This is a genomic window from Rhizobium sp. 05N430, assembly GCF_056396985.1.
Window position 1 is genome coordinate 69133 of record NZ_JBFTMO010000002.1, and the last position, 24508, is coordinate 93640.

The window sequence follows — 24508 nt, forward strand, 5'->3', positions numbered from 1 at the left end:
CGCTGGGCAGTTTCGCCCCATGACGCCCCATCGATGATGGGCCCGCGTCGTGGGGTTTTTGGTTTTTGGGTTCCGCATGACCGACGCGCTGAAAATTGGCATTCTTTACTCCACCACGGGGCCTTACGGCTCGATGGGGCGGGATGCGCGCGACGGCGCGGAATTCGCGCTGGCGGAAATTTCCGCCGCCCGCCAGGTGAGGATCGAGCCGGTCTTCTTCGACCCGCATGCCGATCTCGCCGCCTATCTGGAAGGCGCCCGCCAGCTGCTGCGCTCCGGCTGCCGCCATATCGTCGGCACAATCACGTCGGCAGCCCGCAAGGAAGTCATCCCGCTGGTCGAAAAGCATGACGGGCTGCTCTGGTACATGTGCCCCTATGAGGGCTTCGAAGCCAACGAGAACGTCATCTATGTCGGCGGCTGCCCGAACCAGCACCTGATCCCGCTATTCGAACACCTGATCCCGCGCTTCGGCACCCGCCCCTATCTCGTCGGCGCCAACTATGTCTGGGGCTGGGAGATGAACCGGCTGGCCCGCGAGCTGATCACCAATGCCGGTGGCGAGGTGCTTGGCGAACGCTACCTGCCGCTGGAGGAGACCGCGGTCGAGCGCATAGTCGCCGATATTGAGCAGCGCCGCCCGAGCTTCATTCTGAACAACCTGATCGGTCCGTCGAGCTACGCTTTCCTTGCCGCGATCGGCAAACTTGCCGAGCGCGATCCGGCTTTCCACCCGGAAAATTGCCCCGTTGTCAGCTGCGACCTGATGGAATGCGAGCTTGCCGATATCGAGCCTGGCAAAGCAATCGGCCAGCTTTGCGCCGCCTCCTATTTCGACAATCTCTCAACACCCGAAAACCTGTCCTTCAAGATCCGTGTCGCGGCCCGCTATGGCGCAGGCCGCCGTGTCTCCAGCGTCTTTGCCAGCGCCTATACGGCGGTCAAACTCTGCGCCGATGCGATCATCGCCGCAGGCAGCGACGAACCGGCCGCCGTGCGCCGCGAACTCTACGACACACAGCGCCCGAGTTTGTTCGGCTCGATCGCCATCGACCGTGAAACCCATCATGCGCCGCTGCCCTTCCATCTCGGCCAGATCAATGCCGAAAACGGCTTCGACGTCGTGGCCTCGCGGCCGCCGCTCGCCGCCGATCCCTATCTGACCGGCCGCAACAAGCCGGCCTCGCCGAAATTACGGGTGGTCTCATGAGAGAAACCCCGAATTTTACCGGCTGGCACGCCGCCATCATCCATCGCGAAGACAGCAATACCGAGAGGCTGATCCGTCAGCTCCGGCTGCTCGGCATCCGCACCAGCCTGCAATGGGCGCCGCTTGCGGCGACCGACCTGCCCGATCTCGTCATCGTTGATGCAGACCAGGGCTGGGATGACCTGCTGCCCTGGAAGGATCCGGCAGCGGCCTGCCCCGTCGTCGCCCTTCTCGGCTCCGAAGCGCCGGGCCGCATTGCCTGGGCGCTGGAACAGGGAGCCGGTGCCATCATCGCCAAACCGATCGCCACGTCCGCCGTCTATCCGGCCCTCGTCATGGCCGTCTCTATTCATCAGGAACGCAAGAACAATGCCGAACGGCTGCAATATCTCGAAGAGCGCGTGCGCCTTCGCCCTCTCGTCCATGCCGCAGTGGAAAAGCTGATGGCCGCGCACCGGGTCGATGAGGAACGCGCCTACGCGATCCTGCGCGATTGCGCCATGCGCCGCCGCCTGCCGATGGAGCAGATCGCCGCCTTTATCGTCGGCGGTGCCGAGCCCCTGCCGGAGGCCGGCTGATGCGCGTGCTGAAAGAAATGCTACGCCAGCCTGCGGCGCTCTTCGGCCTCGTGGTCGTCCTGCTCGTTGTCGTCATGGCGATTGCTGCCCCATGGATCGCGCCCTTCGACCCTGACAATCAGATGTTTGACGGCCTTTCGCTCGAAGGCGCACCGCTCCCGCCCGGCGGGCAATTCCTGCTCGGCACCGATACGCTCGGCCGCGACCTCTTCTCGCGCCTGCTCTACGGCGCCCGCACCTCGCTGGTGATCGGCCTGGTGGCAAACGGCATCGCGGTGGCAATCGGCCTCTTCGTCGGCATCATCGCCGGCTATGTCAAAGGCTTCGCCAGCAATGTGCTGATGCGCTTTACCGATCTGATGATGGCATTCCCGGCGCTGCTGCTGGCCATCGTGCTGGCCGCCCTGTTGCGCCCGAGCCTCTGGATCGTCGCGATGGTCATCGCCCTGGTGAACTGGGTGCAGGTGGCCCGCATCGTCTATACCGAGACCCGTGGCCTCTCCGAGCGCGACTTCATCATGGCCGAACGCTCGCTCGGCGCCGGTCACATGCGCGTGCTGTTCATGCATATCCTACCGCATCTGGTGCCGACGGCGATCGTCTGGGGCACGCTCGGCATCGCCACCACGGTGCTGCTCGAGGCGACGCTCTCCTTCCTCGGAATCGGTGTCCAGCCGCCGCAGGCTTCCTGGGGCAACATCATCTTCGAAAGTCAGAGCTACTTCCAGGCGGCTCCCTGGCTGGTCTTTTTCCCCGGTATCGTCATCCTGCTGACGGCGCTGTCCTTCAATCTTGTCGGTGACGCGCTGCGCGATATCCTCGATCCGACGCAGCGGGGGAGAAGCTGATGTTCCTCGTTCTCCGCCGCCTCGCCCAGGCGTTTCTGATCCTGCTCGGCGTTGCCGCCATCACCTTCGTGCTGCTCTATGCGCTTCCCGCCGATCCGGCGCGGATGATCGCCGGGCGCAGCGCCACGGCGCAGACGGTTGCCAACATCCGCCACGAGCTCGGCCTCGACCAGCCGCTGCTCGTGCAGTTCTGGCATTATCTGACCAACCTGCTCTCCGGCAATCTCGGCCGCTCCTATGCCCAGAAGACCGATGTCTGGACGCTGATCGTCGCCCGCCTGCCGGCGACGCTGACCCTGATGCTCGCCGGTATCGTCGTCGAAGTCATCCTTGGCCTGACACTCGGCACCATCGCCGCCATCCGCCGCGGCGGCTTCGTCGACCGTCTGGTGATGATGGCCTCTTTCGTCGGCGTCTCCGCCCCGCAATTCGTCGTGGCGCTGCTGCTTCTCTACGTCTTCGCCGTCACGCTCGGCTGGTTTCCGATGAGTGGCTACGGCACGCTTGCCCATGTCGTGCTGCCGGCCACCACTCTTGGCGTTCTTGGCGCCGGCTGGTACGCACGCATGGTGCGCTCGGCGATGATCGACGTGCTCAATCAGGATTATGTCCGCACCGCCCGCGCAAAGGGCCTGTCGTCGCGCCGCATCATCTTCCGCCATGCGCTGCCCAACGCCATCCTGCCGATCATCGCGATGATCGGTATCGACATCGGCCAGTTCATGGGCGGCGTGGTCGTGGTCGAGGCCGTCTTTGGCTGGCCCGGCATCGGCCAGCTTGCCTGGCAGGCGATCCAGCAGGTCGATATCCCGATCATCATGGGCGTGACGCTGACATCGGCGCTCGCCATCGTCATCGGCAATCTGCTTGCCGACCTCATTGCGCCGGTCATCGACCCGCGTATCCGCACACGTTGACAGCAACCAAAGAAGGGGAACCAATATGTTCAAAAGCTGGCTTCGAATGACAACCATGGCATCGGTGGTGGCGCTGGCGCCGCTCTCGGTCATGGCACAGGATGCACCCAAGCAGGGCGGCGACATTATCGTCACCTACAAAGACGATATCGCCACTCTCGACCCGGCTATCGGTTACGACTGGGTCAACTGGTCGATGATCAAGAGCCTCTACTCGCGCTTGATGGATTATGAGCCGGGCACCCCAAACCTCGTTCCGTCGCTCGCCGAAAGCTTCACGGTTTCGGATGACGGCCTCACCTACACGTTCAAGCTCCGCAAGGGCGTGAAGTTCTCGAACGGCCGCGAAGTCGTCGCCTCCGACGTCAAGTATTCGATCGAACGCGCCGTCAACCCGAAGACGCAGGGCCCGGGTGCCGGCTTCTTCGGCGCCATCAAGGGCTTCGAGGACGTGACCGGCGGCAAATCCGAAACGCTTTCCGGCATCGAGACGCCTGATGCAGGCACCGTCGTCTTCACGCTGTCGCGTCCGGACGCCACCTTCCTGCACGTTCTCGCCATCAACTTCGCCTCCGTCGTTCCGAAGGAAGCAGTCGAGGCAGCAGGCGGCGATTTCGGCAAGAAGCCCGTCGGCTCCGGCACCTTCACCCTGAAGGACTGGACGATCGGCCAGAAGCTCGTGTTCGAGCGCAACAAGGACTACTTCGTCAAGGACGTCCCGCATGTCGACAGCTTCACGGTCGAAGTCGGCCAGGAGCCGCTGGTCGCACTGCTGCGCCTGCAGAAGGGCGAAGTCGATATCGCCGGCGACGGCATTCCTCCAGCCAAGTTCCTCGAGATCAAGAACTCCGCCGACGGCGCAAAGATGATCGTCGATGGTGCGCAGCTCCACACCGGCTACATTACGCTCAACACCAAGGTGAAGCCGTTCGACAACGTCAAGGTTCGCCAGGCTGTCAACATGGCCGTCAACAAGGACCGCATCACCCGCATCCTGAACGGCCGCGCAACGCCTGCCAACCAGCCGCTGCCGCCGCTGATGCCGGGCTACGACAAGTCCTTCACCGGCTATACCTACGACGTTGCCAAGGCCAAGGCGCTGCTCGCCGAAGCCGGCTTCCCGGATGGTTTCGAAACGACGCTCTACTCCACCAACACCGATCCGCAGCCGCGTATCGCCCAGGCGATCCAGCAGGATCTGGCCGCTGTCGGCATCAAGGCTGAAGTCCGTGCGCTGGCACAGGCCAACGTCATCTCGGCGGGTGGCACCGAAGGCGAAGCGCCGATGATCTGGTCGGGCGGCATGGCCTGGATCGCCGACTTCCCGGATCCGTCCAACTTCTACGGCCCGATCTTGGGTTGCTCGGGTGCGGTTGCCGGTGGCTGGAACTGGTCCTGGTATTGCAACAAGGATCTCGATGCCCGCGCTGTCGCGGCAGACTCGATGTCCGACCCGGCCAAGGGTGCTGAACGCACCGCTGCCTGGGGCAAGATCTTCACCGACATCATGGCCGATGCGCCGTGGGTTCCGGTGATCAACGAGCGTCGCGTCGTTGCCAAGTCGCTCCGCATGGGCGGCGCCGACAACGTCTATATCGATCCGACGCGCGTCATCAATTACGACGCGATCTACGTCAACCAATAAGCCCTGACGGGTGAACGTCCTCCCGGCCCCGGCCGGGAGGACGCCATAAGAACGAGGGAGACACACAAGATGTGCATTGCCTGCACCCACACCATTCACCGCGCCCAGCACAATTTCGGCTGGAACAAGGATTTTGCCCCTGCTGTTGTCGCCAAGCCGGGCGAGACGATCCATTTCGAATGCATGGATTCCTCGGGCGGCCAGCTCGGCCGCGATGCGACCCTCGATACGCTGCGCGATCTCGATTTCGGCAAGATCAACCCGGTTTCCGGCCCTGTCTATGTCGAGGGCGCGAAACCCGGCGATGCACTGAAGGTGACGCTGCGCAAATTCATTCCGTCGGGCGTCGGCTGGACGGCCAATATTCCTGGCTTCGGCCTGCTCGCCGACCAGTTCAAGGAACCGGCACTGCATGTCTGGTCCTATGACGCCAACAGCATGGTTCCGGCGCTCTTCGGCCCCGGCGGCCGTGTGCCGTTGAAGCCCTTTGCCGGTACGATCGGCGTGGCTCCGGCAGAGCCCGGCACCCATTCCGTCGTCCCGCCCCGTCGCGTCGGCGGCAATATGGACATCCGCGACCTGACGGCCGGTGTCACCCTCTACCTGCCGGTCGAAGTCGATGGCGCACTGTTCTCGATCGGCGATACGCACGCCGCCCAGGGCGACGGCGAAGTCTGCGGCACGGCGATCGAAAGCCAGATGAATGTCGAAGCGACGATCGAGCTCGTCAAGGACGCCCGGCTGCAGTCGCCGCGCTTCACCACGACGGAGCCGGTCACCCGCCACCTCGACGGCATGGGCTATGAAGTCACGACCGGTATCGGCCCCGATCTAATGACGGGCGCGCGCGAAGCCGTCATGCGGATGATCGATCTTCTGACGGTCGAACACGGCCTCAACCCTGTCGATGCCTATATGCTCTGCTCGGTCTGCGGCGATCTGCGCATCAGCGAAATCGTCGACATGCCAAACTGGGTGGTCTCCTTCTACTTCCCGAGGATCGTATTCTCGTGACATTGCCCGCCACTACAGCGCCGGTCCTTTCCGTCCGCAATCTCAGCGTCGATGCACGCACGCCCGAAGGGCTGAAGCCTGTCCTCAGGGATATCAGCTTCAGCCTCTCAAGCGGCGAAACGCTCTGCATCGCTGGCGAATCCGGCTCGGGCAAATCGGTGACCTCGCTCGCCATCATGGGACTGCTGCAGAAGGCGTCGCTGCGCGTCACCTCCGGCAACATCCTGCTTGGCGAGCGTGACCTGCTGACGCTGTCGAACCGCGCCATGCGCAGCGTGCGCGGCGGCGATGTCGCCATGGTGTTCCAGGAGCCGATGACCTCGCTGAACCCGGTCATGTCGATCGGCGCGCAGCTGACCGAGGCGATCCGCGAGCACCAGGGCAACGAGAATGCCGAGGCGACGGCGCTGAAGATGCTGGATGCGGTGCAGATCACCGATCCGGCGCGGCGGCTGAAGCAATATCCGCATGAGCTGTCAGGCGGCATGCGCCAGCGCGTGATGATCGCCATGGCGCTCTCCTGCCAGCCGAAGGTGCTGATTGCCGACGAGCCTACGACGGCGCTCGATGTCACGGTTCAGGCACAGATCCTGAAGCTGATGCGCGAGTTGAAGGCCGAGTTCGGTACGTCGATCGTGCTCATCACCCATGACATGGGCGTGGTCGCCGAAATGGCCGATCGCGTGCTGATCATGCAGAACGGCCGGATCGTCGAGGAAGGCCCATCGCTCGCGATCTTCAACCGTCCCCAGGAAGACTATACCAAGCAGCTGCTCGCCGCCGTGCCGCGCCTCGGCGCACTTGCCGGCGCCGATGGCCCGCCGCGCGTGACGCCGCGCAAGATCGAGCCCGAGCGGACCGGCGCGGCACCCGTGATCGCCGTTCGCGATCTCGACGTCCACTATGGCAGCCCGGTCGGACGGTTCTTCAAGGGCAAGCCGCAGGTGCAGGCCGTCAGCGGCGTTTCCTTCGACCTGATGCCCGGCCAGACGCTCGGCCTCGTGGGCGAGAGCGGGTCCGGCAAGTCGACGACGGGCAAGGCCGTGCTCGGCCTCATTCCCTTCACCGGCAGTGTGCTGATCGACGGCCAGAACATTGCCGGTCTGACGCAGCGCGAAATGCGCCCGGTGCGCCGCTCGGCGCAGATGATCTTCCAGGATCCCTATGCTTCGCTCGACAGCCGCATGGCCGTCGGCCCCGCCATCGCCGAGCCGATGGTCATCCACGGCATCGGCAACAAGAGCGAGCGGCAGGATCGTGTCGCCGAACTGCTGCGTCGCGTCGGCCTGACGCCGGATGCGGCAACCCGCTATCCGCACGAATTCTCGGGTGGCCAGCGCCAGCGCATCTGCATCGCCCGGGCACTTGCCGTTGGCCCGAAGGTGATCGTTGCCGATGAAAGCGTGGCAGCACTCGACGTTTCCGTCCGCGCCAAGGTACTCGATCTCATGCTGGAGCTGCAGGAGACGATGGGGCTCGCCTATCTCTTCATCTCGCATGACATGGCGGTGATCGAGCGCATGTCGCATCACGTCGCCGTCATGCGCGGCGGCAAGATCGTCGAGACGGGAACGCGGCGGGAAATCTTCGAGAATCCGAAGGACGACTACACCAAGGCACTGATCGCCGCGGTGCCGATCCCGGATCCCGAGGTCTATCAGAAGCGGGCGCAGGCGCTCGCTTGAAAACCCGCCGGGGCCGCAAAGCCCCGGCGTTTCTTTTTGACGTTTACTGACGCGAGGTCAGATCGTCAGGCAGTTCGGCATTGTGGAACTGGCGGTAGATATCGCGCAGCACCTTGTTGTCGAAATTGGTCTTCACCCAACCATCGAGCCAGCCCTTCAGCGCCGTTTCGCCCTTGGGGATACCGATGCCGAGGTTGGTTTCCTTCTGGGTGAACTTTATCTGCAGCGGATTGGCGGTCATCTTCTTGTTGATGCCGTTGATGACGGCCGACTGGCTGGAGAGAATATCGACCTGGCCGGAGACGACGGAGGTGATCAGCGTTGCATCGTCTTCAAAGCGAACGATGTCGGCACCCTTGGCCTTGGCGGTGATGTCCTGGTCGTTGGTGGTGGCGCGTGTGACGCCGATGCGCTTGCCGTCGAGATCGGCATAGTCCTTGATCGCGGCGTCGGCCGGACCGGCTACGACGAGCGCCAGCGTTGCGTAGGGAACCGAGTAATCGATCGCCTTCTTGCGTTCTTCGGTGATGCCGAGCGAGGAGACGACCATGTCAGCCTTGCCCGTCTGCACCGAGGGAACGCGGGCGGCGTTGGTGATTTCCACCAGTTCCAGCTCGACGCCAAGATCCTTGGCGATCAGCTTTGCGGTTTCGACGTCCGAGCCTGTCGGCTTCAGATTTTCGTCGACGAAGGAATATTCCGGAATGCCCATCGCAACCGCGATGCGCACCTTTCCGGCCTTCTTGATATTGTCTAGCACGTCGGCATTGGCGGCCGATGCGAAGGCCAGCAGGCTTGCGCCTGCGATGAGTGCCAGTTTCGAAATCATTGTCGTCGGCATATGAGTCTCCTCTCTCGTTTACCCGACCCTGCGCGCATGCGTGCAGGTACTCCTCCTTGAATTCAGAGCTCTTCGGCCATGAATTCCTTCAGTTCCGGCGTCTGGGGATTGGAAAGGATGTCTGCTCCTCCCGTCTCCCAGACCTTGCCGGTATGCATGTAGATGACGCGGTTGGCGGCGCGTTTGGCGAAGCCCATCTCGTGGGTGACGACGATCATCGTCATGCCGCCGCGGGCGAGATCTTCCATGACGCGCAGCACTTCGCCCGTCAGCTTCGGATCGAGCGCCGAGGTCACCTCGTCAAACAGCATCACCTTCGGCTGCATGGCGAGCGAGCGGGCGATCGCCACCCGCTGCTGCTGTCCGCCGGAAAGCTGTTCCGGATAATTGTCGATCTTTTCCGACAGGCCGACCTTGGCGAGAACCTCTGTGGCGATCTCGCGGGCCTGATCCTTGCGCATCGACTTCACGCGGCGCAGCGCCAGCATGATGTTTTCGGCGACCGTCATATGCGGGAAGAGATTGTAGCTCTGGAACACCATGCCGATATCCCGGCGCAGCGAGCGCAGATCGAGCTTCGGATCCTCGACCCGGTGGCCGCAGACCTCGATCGTGCCGTCCTGGATGGTCTCCAGCCGGTTGATGCAGCGCAGCGCCGTGCTCTTGCCCGAACCGGACTGGCCGATCAGTGCCACGACTTCGCCCGCGTTGATTTCGAAGGAGACGCCCTTCAGCACCTCCAGCGCGCCGAAACGCTTGACGACATTGGTGAGTTTAACGGCGGCCGACATTGAGTTTCCTCTCAAGCGAACGGCTCCAGACCGACAGCGGATAGCAGACGCAGAAGTAGAAAAGCGCTGCGACGCCGAAGACCAGGAACGGCTGGAACAGGGAGTTGTTGATGACCTGCGCAGCACGCGTCAGCTCCAGGAAGCCGACGACGGACGCAAGCGACGTGTTCTTGACGAGCTGCACGAGGAAGCCGACCGTCGGCGGCGTGGCGATCTTCAGCGCCTGCGGCAGGATGACGTCGCGCAGCGCCTGCCAGCGGGTGAGGCCCAGGCATTCGGCAGCCTCGAACTGGGTCTTGGCGATCGATTCCACCGAGCCGCGCCAGATCTCGCCGAGATAGGAGCTCGAATAGACCATCATGCCGAGACCGGCGGCAACCAGCGGCGGCACCGAGATGCCGAAGACGCCGAGACCGAAATAGAGCAGGAACATCTGGATCAGCAGCGGCGTGCCCTGGACGATCTGGATGTAGACGAGCGCGGTGCGCCGCAGCCAGCGGAAACGCGAGATGCGTGCCAGCATGACGAAGAAGCCGGCGATGCCACCGAGAATGAAGGCGAGCGCGGACAGCACGATCGTCCAGAGCAGGCCATCCAGCAGGTAGATCAGATGATTGGTCGAGAAAGCTCCGAGCATCGTCACCTCACACGCCGAGCCCGAGCCGGCGGCGGCGCGGGAATGCAATGAGGCCGAGCCCGAAGAAGGCGGCACGCATCAGATAGGTGATGGCGATATAGAGAAGCGCCACGACGAAATAGGTCTCGAGCGAGCGAAAAGTGTTCGACTGGATGTTGTTGGCGACACCGGTTAGTTCCTCGGCCGAAATCTGCGAGCAGATCGAGGTCGACAGCATCATCAGGATGAACTGGCTCGACAGCGCCGGATAGACGCGCTCGATCGCCGGCAGGAGGATGATGTCGCGATAGATCTGCAGTTTCGAAAGGCCAAGCGCTTCGGCCGCCTCGATCTGGCTCGGATGGATGGAATCCATCCCGGCGCGAACGATCTCGGCCGTATAGGCGCCGACATTGATCACCATGGCGAAGACGGAGGCGGCAAGGATGGGCAGGCGGAAGCCGATGGACGACAGCCCGAAGAAGATGAAGAAGATCTGCACGATGAACGGCGTATTGCGCACCGCTTCGATATAGATGCCGACGATCGTGCGCAGCAGCGGCACATCGGACCGGCGCGCAATGGCACAGGCGATGCCGATCGCAAGCCCGATGATCACCGAAAACACGGTAATCTCGATCGTCGTCAGCGCGCCCGACAGGAAATCCTGCCAATAGGGCATCAGCGCCGCAAAATCGAACTGGTACTGCATATCTCCTCCAGACGCGGCCCGCGAGCGGGCGCGAATTCACTCACTCGTTCAGCGCGCCAGCCAGCCGCCATCGACGGGGATCACGGTGCCGTGGACATAGTCGGATGCGGCCGATGCCAGGAACACGGCGGCACCGCCAAGTTCGGCCGGCGTGCCCCAACGGCCTGCCGGAATACGCGCAAGGATCGCAGCGCTGCGATCCGGATCGTCGCGCAGCGCCGTGGTGTTGTTGGTGACGAAATAGCCGGGGGCGATCGCGTTGACGTTGACGCCCTTGCCCGCCCATTCGCAGGCGAGCAGCCGGGTGATGCCGGCAAGCCCGCTTTTCGAAGCCGTGTAGGATGGGATGCGGATGCCGCCTTGGAAAGAGAGCAGCGAAGCGATGTTGACGATCTTGCCGCGGCCCTTCTCGATCATGTGACGGCCGGCCGCCTGCGACAGGAAGAAGGCGGTCTTCAGATTGGTATCGATGACCGCATCCCAGTCTTCCTCGGTGAAATCCACTGCATCGGCGCGGCGGATGATCCCGGCATTGTTGACCAGAATATCGAGGCCGCCGAAGGTCGAAACCGTCTCCGAGACAATATCCTTGACCGGCGCGATGCTGCCAAGATCGGCCTTGATGGCGTGAAAGCGGACACCCGCCTTGCTGACCAGCGCCTCGGTCTCGTCCATCGACGAACGGCCGACGGCGACGATTGCGGCACCGGCTTCGGCGAGCGCCAGTGCAATGCCCTGGCCGATGCCGGTATTGGCGCCGGTGACGACGGCGGTGCGGCCCGAGAGATCGAAGGGATTGGCCATCGTCCTACCTCAGATCCGCAATGGCGATATGGTCCATATCGGTGAAGCTCTTGTTGTCACCGGCCATCGCCCAGATGAAGCTGTAGTTCTTGGTGCCGGCGCCCGAATGGATCGACCAGGGCGGCGAGATGATCGCCTGCTCGCTGGCCACCAGCATGTGACGGGTCTGCTGCGGCTCGCCCATGAAATGGAAGACGCGCTGATCGGCTTCGAGATCGAAATAGAGATAGGCTTCCATGCGCCGGTCGTGGGTGTGGGACGGCATGGTGTTCCAGACGCTGCCCGCATCGATCATCGTGAAGCCCATGGTCAGCTGGCAGGACTGGCAGACTTCCGGATGGATGAGCTGGTAGATCGAGCGCTTGTTGGCGGTCGCAGCTTCCCCCGGCGTCAGGTGACGCGCCTTGTCGCGGGTCAGGAGAACGGTCGGGTGGGTCTGGTGCGCAGGCGTCGAGACCAGGTAGAACTTGGCCGGGTTAGCCGCATCGGCGCTTTCGAAGCTGACGTCCTTGGCACCCTTGCCGACATACAGGCAATCATATTTGGCGAGATCGTAGCGCTTGCCGTCAACGGTGACGCTGCCTGCACCGCCGACATTGAGGGCGCCGAGTTCGCGCTCGGCAAGGAACGTCTCCTGACCGATTTCCTTCGGCGCACCAAGGACCAGCGCAGCAGCAAGCGGCGTGGCGCCACCGATCACCATGCGGTCGTAATGCGAGTAGGTCAGCCTGATTTCACCGCCTTCGAAGACGGTCTCGATCAGGAAATGGCGGCGCAGCATCTCGGTGTCGTAGCCACGGACGGCTTCTGGATGGGAAGCATGGCGGACGTCGATCTTCATTGAATTTTTCCCTTCTGATCAGCGGATGCCAAGGGAGATTTCGCATCCTCGATGAAATAGTTCGGATCCCAGATTTCGGCCTTCTCGACTTCGCCGAGCAGCTTGCCGAGATGGAACCCCATGGCCGAGGCAGCACCCGCCTTGTCGCCTGCCTTCATGCAGTCGATGACGGTGGAGTGCTCTTCGATGACACGGGCGAGACGCCCTTCCTGCGGCAGGGTCAGCAGGCGGTACCGGTCGGAATGAACCTTGACCTGCTGGATGATTGCCCAGATGCCGGGAAAGCCGGCGATATCGCTGATCAGCTTGTGGAAATCGTTGTCGACCACATGGAAAGCGGCGACGTCGTCGTCACGCACACAAGCGCTGAGATCGGCAAGATTGCGCTCCAGCAGACGCAGACCAGCGGGGGTCATCTTCTCGACGGCGATCGAGACGGTGGTGTCCTCAAGCGCCTTGCGCACAAGGATCGCCTCGTAGAGCGCATGGCGCGGAATGCGGGACACGAAGGTTCCGGACTGAGGAAAGACATCGACCAGACCATCGTCCGACAGACGCAGCATCGCTTCGCGGATCGGCGTGCGGCTGACGCCGAACTGCGCCTCGAGTTCCTTCTCGTTCAGGAGATCCATCGGCTTGCGGCGGAGCGAGATGATGTCGTCGCGGAGCGCGTTATAAACCAGCGTCGCGGCACGTGGCGCGGCGGCTCGCTGATGCGAAAGGTGGGTGACGCCGGCGAGCGAGCGCTTCTTGCGGGTCTCGCTCATCGCGTCCCAGCCCCAGCTTCAATCGTGATGCGCTGACCTGTTGTCCTCACCCATCGCCACCTCCCGTTGGCTTGGCAAGAAGTAGTATATTAGTATCCAACTTAGCGCAAGCGGGTATAGGCAAGGACTTTTCCACAACGAAAAAGCCGCGGAGATCACTCTCCGCGGCTTACTTTTGCTATTATTTTTCAGGTACTTAAATTTCGGAAAGCCTGAAGCGCGCGACGATGTCGCCCTCGCACCACATCGGAAAATTCGTGCCCCACTTGTTGTTGTGGAGATTGAACCGGATGCCGCCGGAGAAATCCGGACGCGCCTTGCAGAAGGTCATGAAGCCCCAGCTTGCGGGTGCTGCGAGCGGCGTATCCAGCGGCTCGATCTGCAGCGCACCGGTGCGCGCGGCGCTGACGGCCTGCAGCTGCGCCCCGCCGCTTTCGGCGATCGCGCCCGACTTGTGCCAGAGCCCCATCTTGCGGAAACTCCACGCCGCATCCCCGGCAGGCGTGACGAAGAAGAAGCTCGCCTCCGGCATGCGATTGGCAGGTTTGGCATGCAGCGTCAGCTGAATGGAAAGCGCATCGCCTTCATCGAGGAACCGCAGCGAAACATGCTTTGGCGCCCCATATGACGACGATGCGCGCTCGGGCAGCGAGAGCAACATCATGTTGCCTGCAGCCGCATCGAGAACCGGTGGAAACACTTGGGACAGAGCTGCGCCGGATTGGGCGAGGCCAGGCTTGTCATGATCGAGCACCGCCCATTCCTGGCGGTGCGTCAGATAGGTGTCCATATGCCTGCCGACATCGGCGGCATCGTAGCTTTCGTAACGATAGCCAAGAAGCGCGCCGCCGCGGCCCGAGATCGTCGTTCCCGCCGGCGTTGCGATCGAGGCAATGTCGCCGCTTTGACCGTCGAGCGTCACCGTCCAGCCGCCTGCCGTCAACTCTGTCTGCTTGGCCGACAGCACGGGCAAGGCGGGCGCCCCAAGCGTAGCAACAGCTTGGGCCGCCGCCGCGGCGTCATCGGGCTCCAGCATCGAAATGGCCTTGTCGAGATAATCGCGCTGCTCCTGCCAGGACTGTTCGGCATAGGCGAAGCGGTAATCGGTCTTGCGCGCCGCCTCGAAATTCAGGCGCGACCAGGCCTTGTCGTCTCGGAGATAGGATTTGATATCGACGCCGCATGTATGTTCGGCGACCATCGCCAGCTCACGGCCAAAAGCCAGACGGCTGCGGTTCAACCCCTCGCCCGCGAAGCGGTCATAGAGCCGCTGCAGCGCCAGGAAGCGGGCGGTCTTCTGCGGGTCGGTGGCGCTGCCATGGATCCAGCTGTCGCCGAGCTCGACGTCGAGAACCGGAAAGCGCTCGCGGGCTTCCCAGAGCAGCGCGCCGTAATCTTCCAGCGTCGCCGCCCGGATCACCGCATCCGGCTCACGATTGCGGATCTCGCGCAGCGCTTCCGCCGTCTGCGGCACGCTTTGCGGGCCGATATTGTCGTTGGTATGAGCAAAGCTCAGCCCATCCGAGAAGCCTTCAGGGAAATAGGTCTCGCCATAGGAACGCTGATACATGACCACGACTTCGGCGCCATCGGGTGCCCGCCAGCGAAAAACATCCGGCACGTCGGGCGGTGGCGAGGCGGTGTTGACGCCGAGATGCAGGAAGCGGATCCCGGCTTCGGCGAGCAGCGGCACCATGCCGAGCGTATGGCCGGGCACATCGGTCATCTTCGCTGCAATCGTCGTCTTGCCGAAGCGGCGGTCGAGCTCCTGAGAATAGGACAGACCAGCGCGGAAAAGATCCGGCGACATCAGCTCCGTATGCGTCGTGAACGGCAGGCCGTGCCAGCGGATCAGCCCGCGCTCGATCGCCTGCTCAAGGGCTGCGACTTCCGCAGACGAGCGCGAATTCAAATGATCCCAGATCAGCCAGGCGCCCGTTGTCCAGATGAACTTCGGCTCATCGGGGTTCTCGGCATAAAAATGCGCGCCGGTCTCGATCGCCTGCGGAATGAACCGCTCGTGATACTGGCGGCGAACCTTTTCCGCGTGATCCGTGAAACCGATATCCAGATGGGTCTTGAAGACCAGATGCACGCGCTTTTCTGACATGTCCATTCCGCTCGCTGGCCTCGGCAACCGCACCGGCCGCTTCGACATCTACGAGACAATGTAAACGTGTTCAAATGCGACTTTTGTCGCAGGTTGCAAAGCTGAGAGGTCAATGGATTTCAACCCTGCCCATTATACACGAAAAATCATGACTTTATGCGGGAACTGTAGCTTTGCGTCGGGAACTTACCGCCTGTGAAAATCTGTGTAATCGTATGCACAGATCGGCTCAAAGCCGTTATCCGCCGCGGATCGACCCCCGCCAGATGAGCTCCGCATGCAGCCTGATTGACCGCCCCTGTCCGTCGTCCTCCGCGCTTCCGGGCTCTGCCAGAAAGGCGACCGCCTCGCGGGCGATGGCTTCAACGGGCTGGGCGAAAGTGGTGAGATCGTAGGATGACCAGGAGGTCTGCTCGATATCGTCGAAGCCGGCGACGCAGAGCTGATCGGGGACCGACATCATGAACTGATGGCGGGCCGCGTCCATCACGCCGCAAGCGAGCAGGTCGTTGGCGCAAAAGATCGCGTCGGGCCTTTCCTTGCGCGTCAGCAGCCGCTGGGCGACGACCTTGCCCGCCTCGTAGCCGGTCGGGCCGAAGCGCTCGACGGCGACCTCCATGCCGAGTGCTGCGGCGGCGGCAACGAAACCATGCTCGCGGGCCATCAGGCTGGGCGTCCCGACCTCCGAATTGGCGAAGGCGAGGCGACGGCAGCCGGCGCGCACGAAGGCGGTGAGGATGCGGCTTGCCGCTTCCTTGTCGTCGAGATTGATCCTGAACGGGCCCGGCTGCGCGTCGTTGCGGTTGATCAGCACCAGCCGCTGGCCATTCTTCAGGCAGAGCTGGGTGATCGACTTGTCGGGCTGACCTGACAGGATGATCGAAGCATCGGCGCGGTAGCGGATCGCCTGGCGTAGTGCTCGGTCAACACTGCCGTCGGAGCGGTCAGTGTTGATCAGCATCGCGATCTTGCCAGAGTTCTGCAGATGTTGCGTCACCGCCCTGATCAGCGACGAGCGATAAGGCGTGCCCATCTCCGAAACAATCAGGCAAACAATGCCGCTCTCGTTGCGCATCAGCCCGCGGGCGAGATGATTGACGTGATATCCGAGCGCCTCGGCCGCCTCCATCACCCGCTTGCGTGTCTCGGGCGCGACGCTGGCCCCTGGTGTGAACGTGCGCGACACAGCCGAACGGGAAACCCCCGCTTTTTCCGCGACTTCCTGCGCGCTGACAAAGACTTTCGTGACCAACTGAATCTCCCCTTGCACACGACTGTGCACGATATTGCAATTGCGTGCAATATCCCCGCGAATGGATTTGTGACAGTTTTGTGACAAAAACTGTTGACAGGCTTTCCTGGGTCATGCAGCATTTGCACACGCTTGCAAAGGCGATCGGCGTGGAGGCGCCGCCACATCCAGGAGGAAAGAATGCGTTCAGCTAAACTTGCCGCGGCAGCGCTTGCCGCGAGTGTGACTTTTGCTGCCTTTTCGGCTCAGGCCGCTGGCAATCTCAATGTGATCTGCTCGGCAGACCAAGAAGTCTGCGACCTCATGAAGGGCCTGTTCGAAAAGCAGTCCGACATCAAGGTCAACATGGTGCGCCTCTCGGCCGGCGAGACCTATGCGAAGATCCGCGCCGAGGCCCGCAACCCGAAGACCGACATCTGGTGGGCCGGCACCGGCGACCCGCATCTGCAGGCAGCCGCCGAAAACCTGACGCTGGAATACAAGTCGCCGCTATTCGATCAGCTGCAGGATTGGGCCAAGAAGCAGGCCGAAAGCGCCAAATACCGCACCGTCGGCGTTTATGCCGGTGCGCTCGGCTGGGGCTACAACACCGACATCCTGAAGCAGAAGAAACTCAAGGAACCGAAGTGCTGGGCCGATCTGCTGGATCCGTCCTACAAGGGTGAAATCCAGATCGCCAACCCGAACTCCTCGGGCACGTCCTACAACATGCTGGCAACGCTGGTGCAGATCATGGGCGAGGACCAGGCTTTCGATTATCTGACGAAGCTGAATGCCAACGTCTCCCAATACACCAAGTCGGGTTCGGCACCGGTGAAGGCGGCCGCCCGCGGCGAGTCGACCATCGGTATCGTCTTCATGCATGACGCCGTGGCGCAGACCGTCGAAGGCTTCCCGATCAAGGCGGTCGCACCATGCGAAGGCACCGGCTACGAGATCGGCTCGATGTCGATCGTCAAGGGCGCCAAAAACCTTGAGAACGCCAAGAAGTGGTATGACTGGGCACTCAGCGCCGATGCACAGTCGCACATGAAGGACGCCAAGTCCTTCCAGCTGCCGTCCAACAAGTCGGCCGAGATTCCGAAAGAAGCGCCGAAGTTCGAGGACATCAAGCTCATCGACTACGACTTCGCCAAATACGGCAATCCCGATGTCCGCAAGGCGTTGCTTTCCCGCTGGGACAAGGAAATCGGCGCCAAGGCCAACTGATCTCAAGTGATCTCGATGGCCGGCTGCCGATGGCTGCCGGCCGCCAAGCATAATGCCGTGCTCAAGCGGGAGCGAACCATGAAGAACCACAATCGCAGACTGGATATCGCTCTCGTCTTCGCCATTGCCGCCCTGATACTGCTCCCGTGGTATCGGATCGAAGGCGGCTTCTTCGGCCTTGGGTGGCTGTCTGATTTTCTGGGCGATCCCTCCACGGCGCCCGGCATCCTGCAGATCACCACCTATGGCCGATGGTGGCTCGCGATCGCCGTCTTCCTCGTATTGCTAGGCGGCATCGCGCGCTTCCTTCCCGATCCGAAGCAGCGTGCTACGCTGCTGGCCTGGGCCGGTGGCCTGGGCGTTCTGTTCCTGACGATCGAGGGATTGGCGATCAATCTCTCCGGCTGGAGCTGGACATTCGCCGAAACCCTCTTCGGCGCGCTCCCTGACGGCCAGCCGTCGATGGGTGCGGGCGCGGTGGTGACCGGCCTCGTCTTCGTGTTCTTCTTTGCCTTCGGCCTTGCCGAACGCGGTGTGATGAAAGGCGATGCCTTCGTGGTCGGCGCCATCGCCATGCTGGTGTTCCTCGTCGCCATCTTCGTCTTCTATCCCGTCGGCAGCATGTTCGTCGGCGCCTTCCAGGATTTCGACGGCTCCTTCAATCCGACCGGCTTTCTGACCAATATCCAGGATTCATCGGTCTGGAGCCTCGGCTGCGTTGTTGGCGGCGAGCGTTGCGGCGTTGCCTGGCGCACGCTCTGGCTGGCGATCATGACGGCGGCTGGCTCGACGACGCTTGGCCTCTGCTTCGCGCTGGTCGCCACCCGCACCCGCTTTCCCTACAAGAAGGGTCTGCGGCTGCTGACCATCCTGCCGATCATCACGCCGCCCTTCGTCGTCGGCCTGGCGCTCACCCTGCTCTTCGGCCGTTCCGGTGTCGCCACCCAGCTTGTATCTTCCTTGCTTGGCGTCGAACCCGGCCGCTGGCTCTATGGCCTGACCGGCATCTGGATTGCCCAGGTTCTGTCCTTCACGCCGATTTCCTTCCTGGTGCTGATCGGCGTCGTGGAAGGCGTCAGCCCATCGATGGAGGAGGCGTCGCAAACGCTGCGCGCCGATCGCTGGCGCACCTTCTGGCGCGTCTCGCTACCGTTGATGAAGCCCGGCCTCGCCAACGCCTTCCTCATCGGCTTCATCGAAAGCATGGCGGATTTCGGCAACCCGATGGTGCTCGGCGGCAGCCATGGCGTGCTGTCGACGGAAATCTTCTTTGCCGTCGTCGGCTCGCAGAACGACCCGGCCCGCGCCGCCGTGCTCGCCATGATCCTGCTCGTCTTCACCATGTCGGCCTTCATCGCACAGCGTTTCTGGCTACAGGGCAAGAGCTATGCGACCGTCACCGGCAAGGGCGATTCTGGCCAGCATATCGCCCTGCCGCGCGGCGTCTCGATTGCCGTTCACTCCCTCGTCATCCCCTGGGCGATCTTCACCATCATCGTCTATGCGATGATCCTGTTCGGCGGTTTCGTTCGCACCTGGGGTCTCGATAACACGCTCACCTTCGAGCACTACATTCGCGCCTTCTCGATCGGGTTCCGTGATGACGGCGGCCTGGCGTGGACGGGGGTCGCCTGGAATTCGTTCTGGACGACAATGGAGATCGCCCTGATCTCCGCCCCGCTCACGGCTGCTGTCGGCCTGCTGACCGCCTATATAATCGTCCGCCAGAAGTTCGTCGGCCGCAACGTCTTCGAATTCGCGCTGATGCTGAGCTTCGCGATCCCCGGCACCGTCATCGGCATCAGCTACATCATGGCTTTCAACCTGCCGCCGCTGGAAATGACGGGGACGGCGCTGATACTCGTCGCCTGCTTCGTCTTCCGCAACATGCCGGTCGGCGTGCGCGGCGGCGTGGCGGCCATGAGCCAGCTCGACAAGAGCCTCGACGAGGCATCGCTGACGCTGCGCGCCAACAGCTTCCGGACGATCCGCAAGGTCATCCTGCCGTTGCTGCGCCCGGCGATCACGGCAGCGCTGGTCTATTCCTTCGTACGTGCCATCACGTCTATCAGCGCCGTGATCTTCCTGGTCAGCGCCGAATACAACATGTCCACCGCCTATATCGTCGGCCTTGTCGAGAATGGCGAATACGGCGTCGCCATCGCCTATTCCTCGGCCCTTATCGTCGTCATGGTCACGGTCATCGCAGGCTTCCAGTTCCTGGTCGGCGAACGCCGTCTGCGCCGCGAAAACCGCGTCGCCATGGCGGCACCGGCGACCATAGCATCCGCACCTCTCGGTCAGGAGAAAACCGCATGAGCAGCAACAAACCCGGTTCCGTCGTCTTCGAGAACGTGCGCAAGACCTTCGGCGCCTTCACAGCGATCCCCGATCTGTCTCTGACCATCGAGCCCGGCACGCTGGTGACCGTGCTTGGCCCGTCCGGCTGCGGCAAGACGACGACGCTGCGCATGCTCGCGGGCCTCGAGCATCCCAGCGCTGGCCGCATCCTGATCGGCGGCAAGGACGTGACCATGCTGCCGGCCAACGAGCGCGATGTCTCGATGGTGTTCCAGTCCTATGCGCTGTTCCCGCACATGACCTCGCTCGATAATGTTGCTTACGGCCTGGAATCGTCGGGCATCAAGCGCAAGGAAGCACGCGAGCGCGCCGAGGAAGGCCTGAAGCTCGTCGGTCTTGGAGGCATGGGTCAACGTCTGCCTGCCGAACTCTCCGGTGGCCAGCAGCAGCGTGTCGCGGTTGCCCGGGCATTGGTGCTGGAGCCGCAGGTACTGCTGCTCGACGAGCCGTTGTCGAACCTCGACGCCCGGCTTCGGCGCCGCGTCCGCACCGAGATCCGCGAGCTGCAGCAGCGGCTTGGTTTCACCGCCGTCTACGTCACCCACGATCAGGACGAGGCGCTTGCGGTCTCCGACCAGATCATCGTCATGAAGGATGGCGAAGTCGCGCAGAAGGGCGCGCCGCGCGATCTCTACGACCAGCCTGTGTCGGCCTTCATCGCCGACTTCATGGGTGAGGCCAATGTGGTGCCCTGCAATGTCGTCGGCATCGATGGCGATCACGCGACGATCAATGTCGAGGGCCTGACGCATCGCATCTCCGGCCGCAACATGCGCCCCGGCCCGGCGCTGCTGGCGGTACGCCCAAACGCCATCACGCTGGCGCCGAAAAACGGCGGCGCCTTCAGCGGCCAGATCACCCATGCCGCCTATCTCGGCGACCATGTGGAATACGAAGTCAAAACCAGCAACGGCACGCTCTTCGTCGTCGATCCCGCAGTGGAAAGGGCCTTTGCGCCTTTGACAGAGGTGGAGATCGGCTTCAAGGATCGCGGCATTGCCATCATCGGCGGCTGAGCGCCGCATTTCATCAAGGGAAGATTTTCATGACGTCGCATGTCGTACCCGGGCTCGAAGCGCGCCTTGCGCTGGCCGAAGCCGTGGCCCGCGAGGCCGGAGCCGTGGCGCTCGATTATTTCAAGCGCCACGAAACGCTTGTGATCGAAACCAAGCGCGATCCGCAGGACGTGGTCTCGATCGCCGACCGCGAGGTCGAAAACCTGATCCGCAAGCGCTTCAACGAAGCCCATCCCACCGATGGCGTTCTCGGCGAGGAATACGGCCTGGAGACCGGCACATCGGGCTTCACCTGGGTGGTCGATCCGATCGACGGCACCAGCCCCTTTGTCAACGGCATGCCGAACTGGTGCGTCTCGATCGGGCTCCTGCACGATGGCATCCCGGTCGTTGGTGTCATCTCGGCACCCTGCCACGACGAGCTCTATGCGGCGGCTCTCGGCATGGGCGCCACGCTGAACGGCAAGAAGCTGTCGCTCGACCCGTCGCGTACCATCCGCAACGCCGTCACCGGCATCGGCGCCAACAACCATGTGACGCCGGCCTTCGTCGGCAAGATGGTGGAAAACCTCCTCGAAGCCGGCGGCAATTTCATCCGCAATGGCTCCGGCGCGCTGATGCTCGCCTATGTCGCGGCCGGCCGCCTGGTCGGCTATTACGAACCCTACATGCATGCCTGGGATTGCATGGCGGGCTATTGCCTCGTCAAGGAAGCCGGCGGCTGGTACCACCCCTTCCCGACCGAAGGCGAGCGGCTGACCAAGGGATCGCCGGTATTGGCCACCGCTCCCGGCGCCACCGACGACCTGCGCAAGATCGCCGGTATTTAAGGGATTCCGCATCTTCGACCTGCCCAATCCGGCGTCATCGGCGCCGGATTTTTTGTGCATGGCGAAGATCGCAGCCTAATTTTTGTGCGCTGCAAAAATTGCACAAAAAACCGCTTGACGAGGTGGACCAATATGGTTTTGGATTGAACCAATAAGAAATTGGTTCGGACCATTCACTATGGATGAGACCACGGGGAACTCCAATTACGCACTCGACAAGCTGCGTGCGCTGCTGCGCTCGGACAGCCTCGATGCCTATGGCAAGCTGCCGACCGAGCGAGCGCTTTCGGAGATGCTCGACGTCAGCCGCCGTGCCATCCGCCGCGCACTGGAAGTTCTCGAAGCCGAGGGATTGATCTGGCGCCGCCAGGGATCCGGCACTTTTGCCGGAAGGCGCCCCGACGGCTGGAGCGAGCATGTGGATTCGATCGTTGCCGGCACCGACCTGATGGAAATCATGGAAGTGCGCCTGCGCATCGAGCCGCAGCTCGCTCAGCTTGCCGCCATCCGCGCCAAGAAGCACGACGTTGAGCGCATGTATGAGCTGGTCAAGAAGATTTACGAGAGCACCGATGCCGACGGCCGCGAGCTGTGGGACGGCGCGCTGCACCGGCATATCGCGCAATCCGCCGGCAACCAGTTCTTCCTGACGATCTTCGACGTCATCAACCGTGTGCGTCAGGACGAAGCCTGGCAGACGATCCGCGAGCGCGCCCGCGCCGCCAGCAAGACGCGCACCGTGACCTACGGACAGCATACCGCAATCGTCGATGCCATCGCCGCCCGCGATCCCGCGAGAGCCGGCGAAGCGATGCGCCAGCACCTGCTGACGCTGCAGGAGAGCCTGGTCCGCATGACCTCGCTCGACCACCAGATACCGGAGACCAAAGAAGAGCTCACCTGAAGAGCCACCGGCAATGAAGCAAACAAAAAGAACCAGAGGAGAGTGAAATGAAGACCGCCAGTTTCGTGACGACCCTTCTAGCCGGGGCAATTGTTGCCCTCCCATCCTTTGCCGCTGAGCTTAAGATCGGCCTGCAGGACGATGCCGACGTGCTCGATCCCGCGCAGTCGCGCACCTTCGTCGGCCGCATCGTCTATACCGCGATGTGCGACAAGCTCGTCGACGTGACCCCCGACCTGAAAATCGTGCCGCAGCTCGCGACCGAATGGAAATGGTCCGACGACGGCAAGACGCTGACCATGAAGCTGCGCGAAGGCGTCAAGTTCCACGACGAAACACCGATGAATGCGGCGGCAGTCGTCGCCACCATCGAACGCAACATGACGCTGCCGGAATCGCGCCGCAAGAGCGAGCTGACCTCGGTTGAGAAGGTCGAGGCCTCGGGCGAATACGAGGTGAAGTTCACGCTGAAGAGCCCTGACGTGACGCTGCTTGCCCAGCTTTCTGACCGCGCCGGCATGATCGTTTCGCCGAAGGCTGCCAAGGAACTGGGTGCCAATTTCGGCAATCACCCGGTTTGCGCCGGTCCCTTCAAGTTCGTCGAGCGCGTCCAGCAGGACCGCATCGTGCTCGAGAAGTTCCAGGACTACTGGAACAAGGACAATATCTTCGTCGACAAGGTCACCTACCTGCCGATCCCGGACACTACGGTGCGCCTTGCCAACCTGCGCTCGGGCGATCTCGACATGATCGAGCGCCTGGCACCGACCGATGCCGCTTCGGTGAAGGAAGATGCGAGCCTCACCTATGCCGACGCGATCGGCACCGGCTACATGGCGCTCTACGCCAATGTCGGCAACGGCGCTCGTGCCGACAATCCGTTCGGCAAGGACAAGCGCCTGCGCCAAGCCTTCTCGCTGGCGCTCGACCGCGATGCGCTGAACCAGATCGTCTATGAAGGCACCTCGGTTGCCGGTAACCAGTCGTTCCCGCCGAACAGCCCATGGTTCGACAAGGATATCCCGGTTCCCGGCCGCGATCTCGACAAGGCCAAGGCGCTGATCAAAGAAGCCGGTTTCGACCGCGTGCCGATCGAGCTGCAGGTGCAGAACAACCCGGTCGCCTCGCAGATGATGCAGGTCGTCCAGTCGATGGTTGCCGAGGCCGGCTTCGACGTCACCATCCGCTCGACGGAATTCGCAACGCTGCTGTCGGAGCAGACGGCGGGCAACTACCAGCTCAGCCGCTCGGACTGGTCGGGCCGTATCGATCCTGATGGCAATATCCACCAGTTCATCACCTGCAAGGGCGGCATCAACGATACCAAGTATTGCAACGCCGAAGTCGACAAGCTGCTGAACGAGGCCCGTGCGTCCACCGACGATGCGGTCCGCAAGCAGAAGTATGACGCCGCGGCCGTGATCCTCAACGACGACATGCCGATCATCTATCTCGGCCATAACTCGTGGATCTGGGCGATGCACAAGAACGTCACCGGCTTCGTCGCCTCGCCTGACGGCATGATCCGTCTGACGGGCGTCAAGAAGGAAGGCTGAA

At 62.6% G+C, this 24508-nt stretch carries 22 protein-coding genes; 13 read left to right on the forward strand and 9 right to left on the reverse strand.

The annotated features are described in order from the left end of the window. Positions 1–76 precede the first annotated feature (76 nt). From AC1DJO_RS04205 to AC1DJO_RS04235, 7 genes are all read left to right on the forward strand, one after another. Positions 77–1210 (forward strand): transporter substrate-binding protein, encoded by a 1134-nt coding sequence (locus tag AC1DJO_RS04205; protein ID WP_477969339.1) that lies wholly within the window; start codon positions 77–79, stop codon positions 1208–1210. Then, on the forward strand, positions 1207–1788 hold the full coding sequence (locus tag AC1DJO_RS04210; RefSeq protein ID WP_112388867.1) for an ANTAR domain-containing response regulator: 582 nt from the start codon (positions 1207–1209) through the stop codon (positions 1786–1788). The genes AC1DJO_RS04205 and AC1DJO_RS04210 overlap by 4 nt, the downstream gene beginning before the upstream one ends. After that, the gene (locus tag AC1DJO_RS04215; protein WP_477969341.1) at positions 1788–2636 is read left to right on the forward strand and encodes an ABC transporter permease; all 849 of its coding nucleotides are present in this window, start codon (positions 1788–1790) and stop codon (positions 2634–2636) included. The genes AC1DJO_RS04210 and AC1DJO_RS04215 overlap by 1 nt, the downstream gene beginning before the upstream one ends. After that, the gene (locus AC1DJO_RS04220; protein ID WP_112538741.1) at positions 2633–3553 is read left to right on the forward strand and encodes an ABC transporter permease; all 921 of its coding nucleotides are present in this window, start codon (positions 2633–2635) and stop codon (positions 3551–3553) included. Before AC1DJO_RS04215 ends, AC1DJO_RS04220 begins: the two co-directional genes overlap by 4 nt. 25 nt (positions 3554–3578) lie before the next feature. Further along, positions 3579–5198: an ABC transporter substrate-binding protein gene (locus AC1DJO_RS04225; protein WP_112388864.1), complete on the forward strand. Its 1620-nt coding sequence runs from the start codon at positions 3579–3581 to the stop codon at positions 5196–5198. 69 nt (positions 5199–5267) lie between these two features. After that, positions 5268–6212, forward strand: a complete 945-nt coding sequence (locus AC1DJO_RS04230; protein ID WP_112388863.1) for an acetamidase/formamidase family protein — start codon at positions 5268–5270, stop codon at positions 6210–6212. Next, positions 6209–7897, forward strand: coding sequence for an ABC transporter ATP-binding protein (locus AC1DJO_RS04235; RefSeq protein ID WP_477969343.1), 1689 nt, complete (start codon positions 6209–6211; stop codon positions 7895–7897). Before AC1DJO_RS04230 ends, AC1DJO_RS04235 begins: the two co-directional genes overlap by 4 nt. A 43-nt stretch (positions 7898–7940) precedes the next feature. Here the strand turns inward: AC1DJO_RS04235 and AC1DJO_RS04240 are convergent, their stop codons facing one another. The 9 genes from AC1DJO_RS04240 to AC1DJO_RS04280 all read right to left on the reverse strand — a co-directional run bounded on the left by AC1DJO_RS04240 (position 7941) and on the right by AC1DJO_RS04280 (position 16631). Further along, positions 7941–8738 (reverse strand): transporter substrate-binding domain-containing protein, encoded by a 798-nt coding sequence (locus AC1DJO_RS04240; protein ID WP_112388861.1) that lies wholly within the window; start codon positions 8736–8738, stop codon positions 7941–7943. 62 nt (positions 8739–8800) lie between these two features. Beyond that, complete coding sequence (locus AC1DJO_RS04245; protein WP_112538745.1) at positions 8801–9529, reverse strand: amino acid ABC transporter ATP-binding protein; 729 nt, start codon at positions 9527–9529, stop codon at positions 8801–8803. Beyond that, entirely contained in the window at positions 9513–10166 is a 654-nt protein-coding gene (locus AC1DJO_RS04250; protein WP_112598015.1) for an amino acid ABC transporter permease, read from the reverse strand. The genes AC1DJO_RS04245 and AC1DJO_RS04250 overlap by 17 nt, the downstream gene beginning before the upstream one ends. Positions 10167–10173: 7 nt before the next feature. Next, entirely contained in the window at positions 10174–10857 is a 684-nt protein-coding gene (locus tag AC1DJO_RS04255; protein ID WP_477969345.1) for an amino acid ABC transporter permease, read from the reverse strand. Positions 10858–10905: 48 nt separating this feature from the next. Next, positions 10906–11661 (reverse strand): 2-dehydro-3-deoxy-D-gluconate 5-dehydrogenase KduD, encoded by a 756-nt coding sequence (kduD, locus tag AC1DJO_RS04260; protein WP_477969347.1) that lies wholly within the window; start codon positions 11659–11661, stop codon positions 10906–10908. A 4-nt stretch (positions 11662–11665) separates the two neighbouring features. After that, positions 11666–12502, reverse strand: coding sequence for a 5-dehydro-4-deoxy-D-glucuronate isomerase (gene kduI / locus AC1DJO_RS04265; protein WP_477969349.1), 837 nt, complete (start codon positions 12500–12502; stop codon positions 11666–11668). Next, on the reverse strand, positions 12499–13269 hold the full coding sequence (locus tag AC1DJO_RS04270; protein WP_112538749.1) for a GntR family transcriptional regulator: 771 nt from the start codon (positions 13267–13269) through the stop codon (positions 12499–12501). Before AC1DJO_RS04270 ends, kduI begins: the two co-directional genes overlap by 4 nt. 196 nt (positions 13270–13465) lie before the next feature. Next, positions 13466–15379: a DUF5054 domain-containing protein gene (locus AC1DJO_RS04275; protein WP_477969351.1), complete on the reverse strand. Its 1914-nt coding sequence runs from the start codon at positions 15377–15379 to the stop codon at positions 13466–13468. Between the two features lie 238 nt (positions 15380–15617). After that, a complete protein-coding gene (locus AC1DJO_RS04280) occupies positions 15618–16631 on the reverse strand; it encodes a LacI family DNA-binding transcriptional regulator (protein WP_477969353.1) in 1014 nt (337 codons plus the stop codon). 180 nt (positions 16632–16811) lie between these two features. Here AC1DJO_RS04280 and AC1DJO_RS04285 point away from each other — a divergent pair, with 180 nt between their 5' ends. The 6 genes from AC1DJO_RS04285 (at position 16812) to AC1DJO_RS04310 (ending at position 24507) form a co-directional block, all read left to right on the forward strand. Continuing rightward, positions 16812–17840 carry an ABC transporter substrate-binding protein gene (locus AC1DJO_RS04285; RefSeq protein ID WP_477969355.1) on the forward strand — a complete coding sequence of 343 codons (1029 nt, stop codon included), beginning with the start codon at positions 16812–16814 and terminating at the stop codon, positions 17838–17840. Between the two features lie 78 nt (positions 17841–17918). Further along, positions 17919–20159, forward strand: a complete 2241-nt coding sequence (locus tag AC1DJO_RS04290; protein ID WP_477969357.1) for an ABC transporter permease — start codon at positions 17919–17921, stop codon at positions 20157–20159. Continuing rightward, positions 20156–21217, forward strand: a complete 1062-nt coding sequence (locus AC1DJO_RS04295; protein ID WP_477969359.1) for an ABC transporter ATP-binding protein — start codon at positions 20156–20158, stop codon at positions 21215–21217. Before AC1DJO_RS04290 ends, AC1DJO_RS04295 begins: the two co-directional genes overlap by 4 nt. A gap of 29 nt (positions 21218–21246) precedes the next feature. Further along, positions 21247–22047, forward strand: coding sequence for an inositol monophosphatase family protein (locus AC1DJO_RS04300; RefSeq protein ID WP_477969361.1), 801 nt, complete (start codon positions 21247–21249; stop codon positions 22045–22047). Between the two features lie 178 nt (positions 22048–22225). Then, entirely contained in the window at positions 22226–22951 is a 726-nt protein-coding gene (locus AC1DJO_RS04305) for a FadR/GntR family transcriptional regulator (protein ID WP_477969363.1), read from the forward strand. 47 nt (positions 22952–22998) lie between these two features. After that, positions 22999–24507 (forward strand): ABC transporter substrate-binding protein, encoded by a 1509-nt coding sequence (locus tag AC1DJO_RS04310; protein WP_477969365.1) that lies wholly within the window; start codon positions 22999–23001, stop codon positions 24505–24507. The last annotated feature ends 1 nt before the right edge of the window (position 24508 follow it).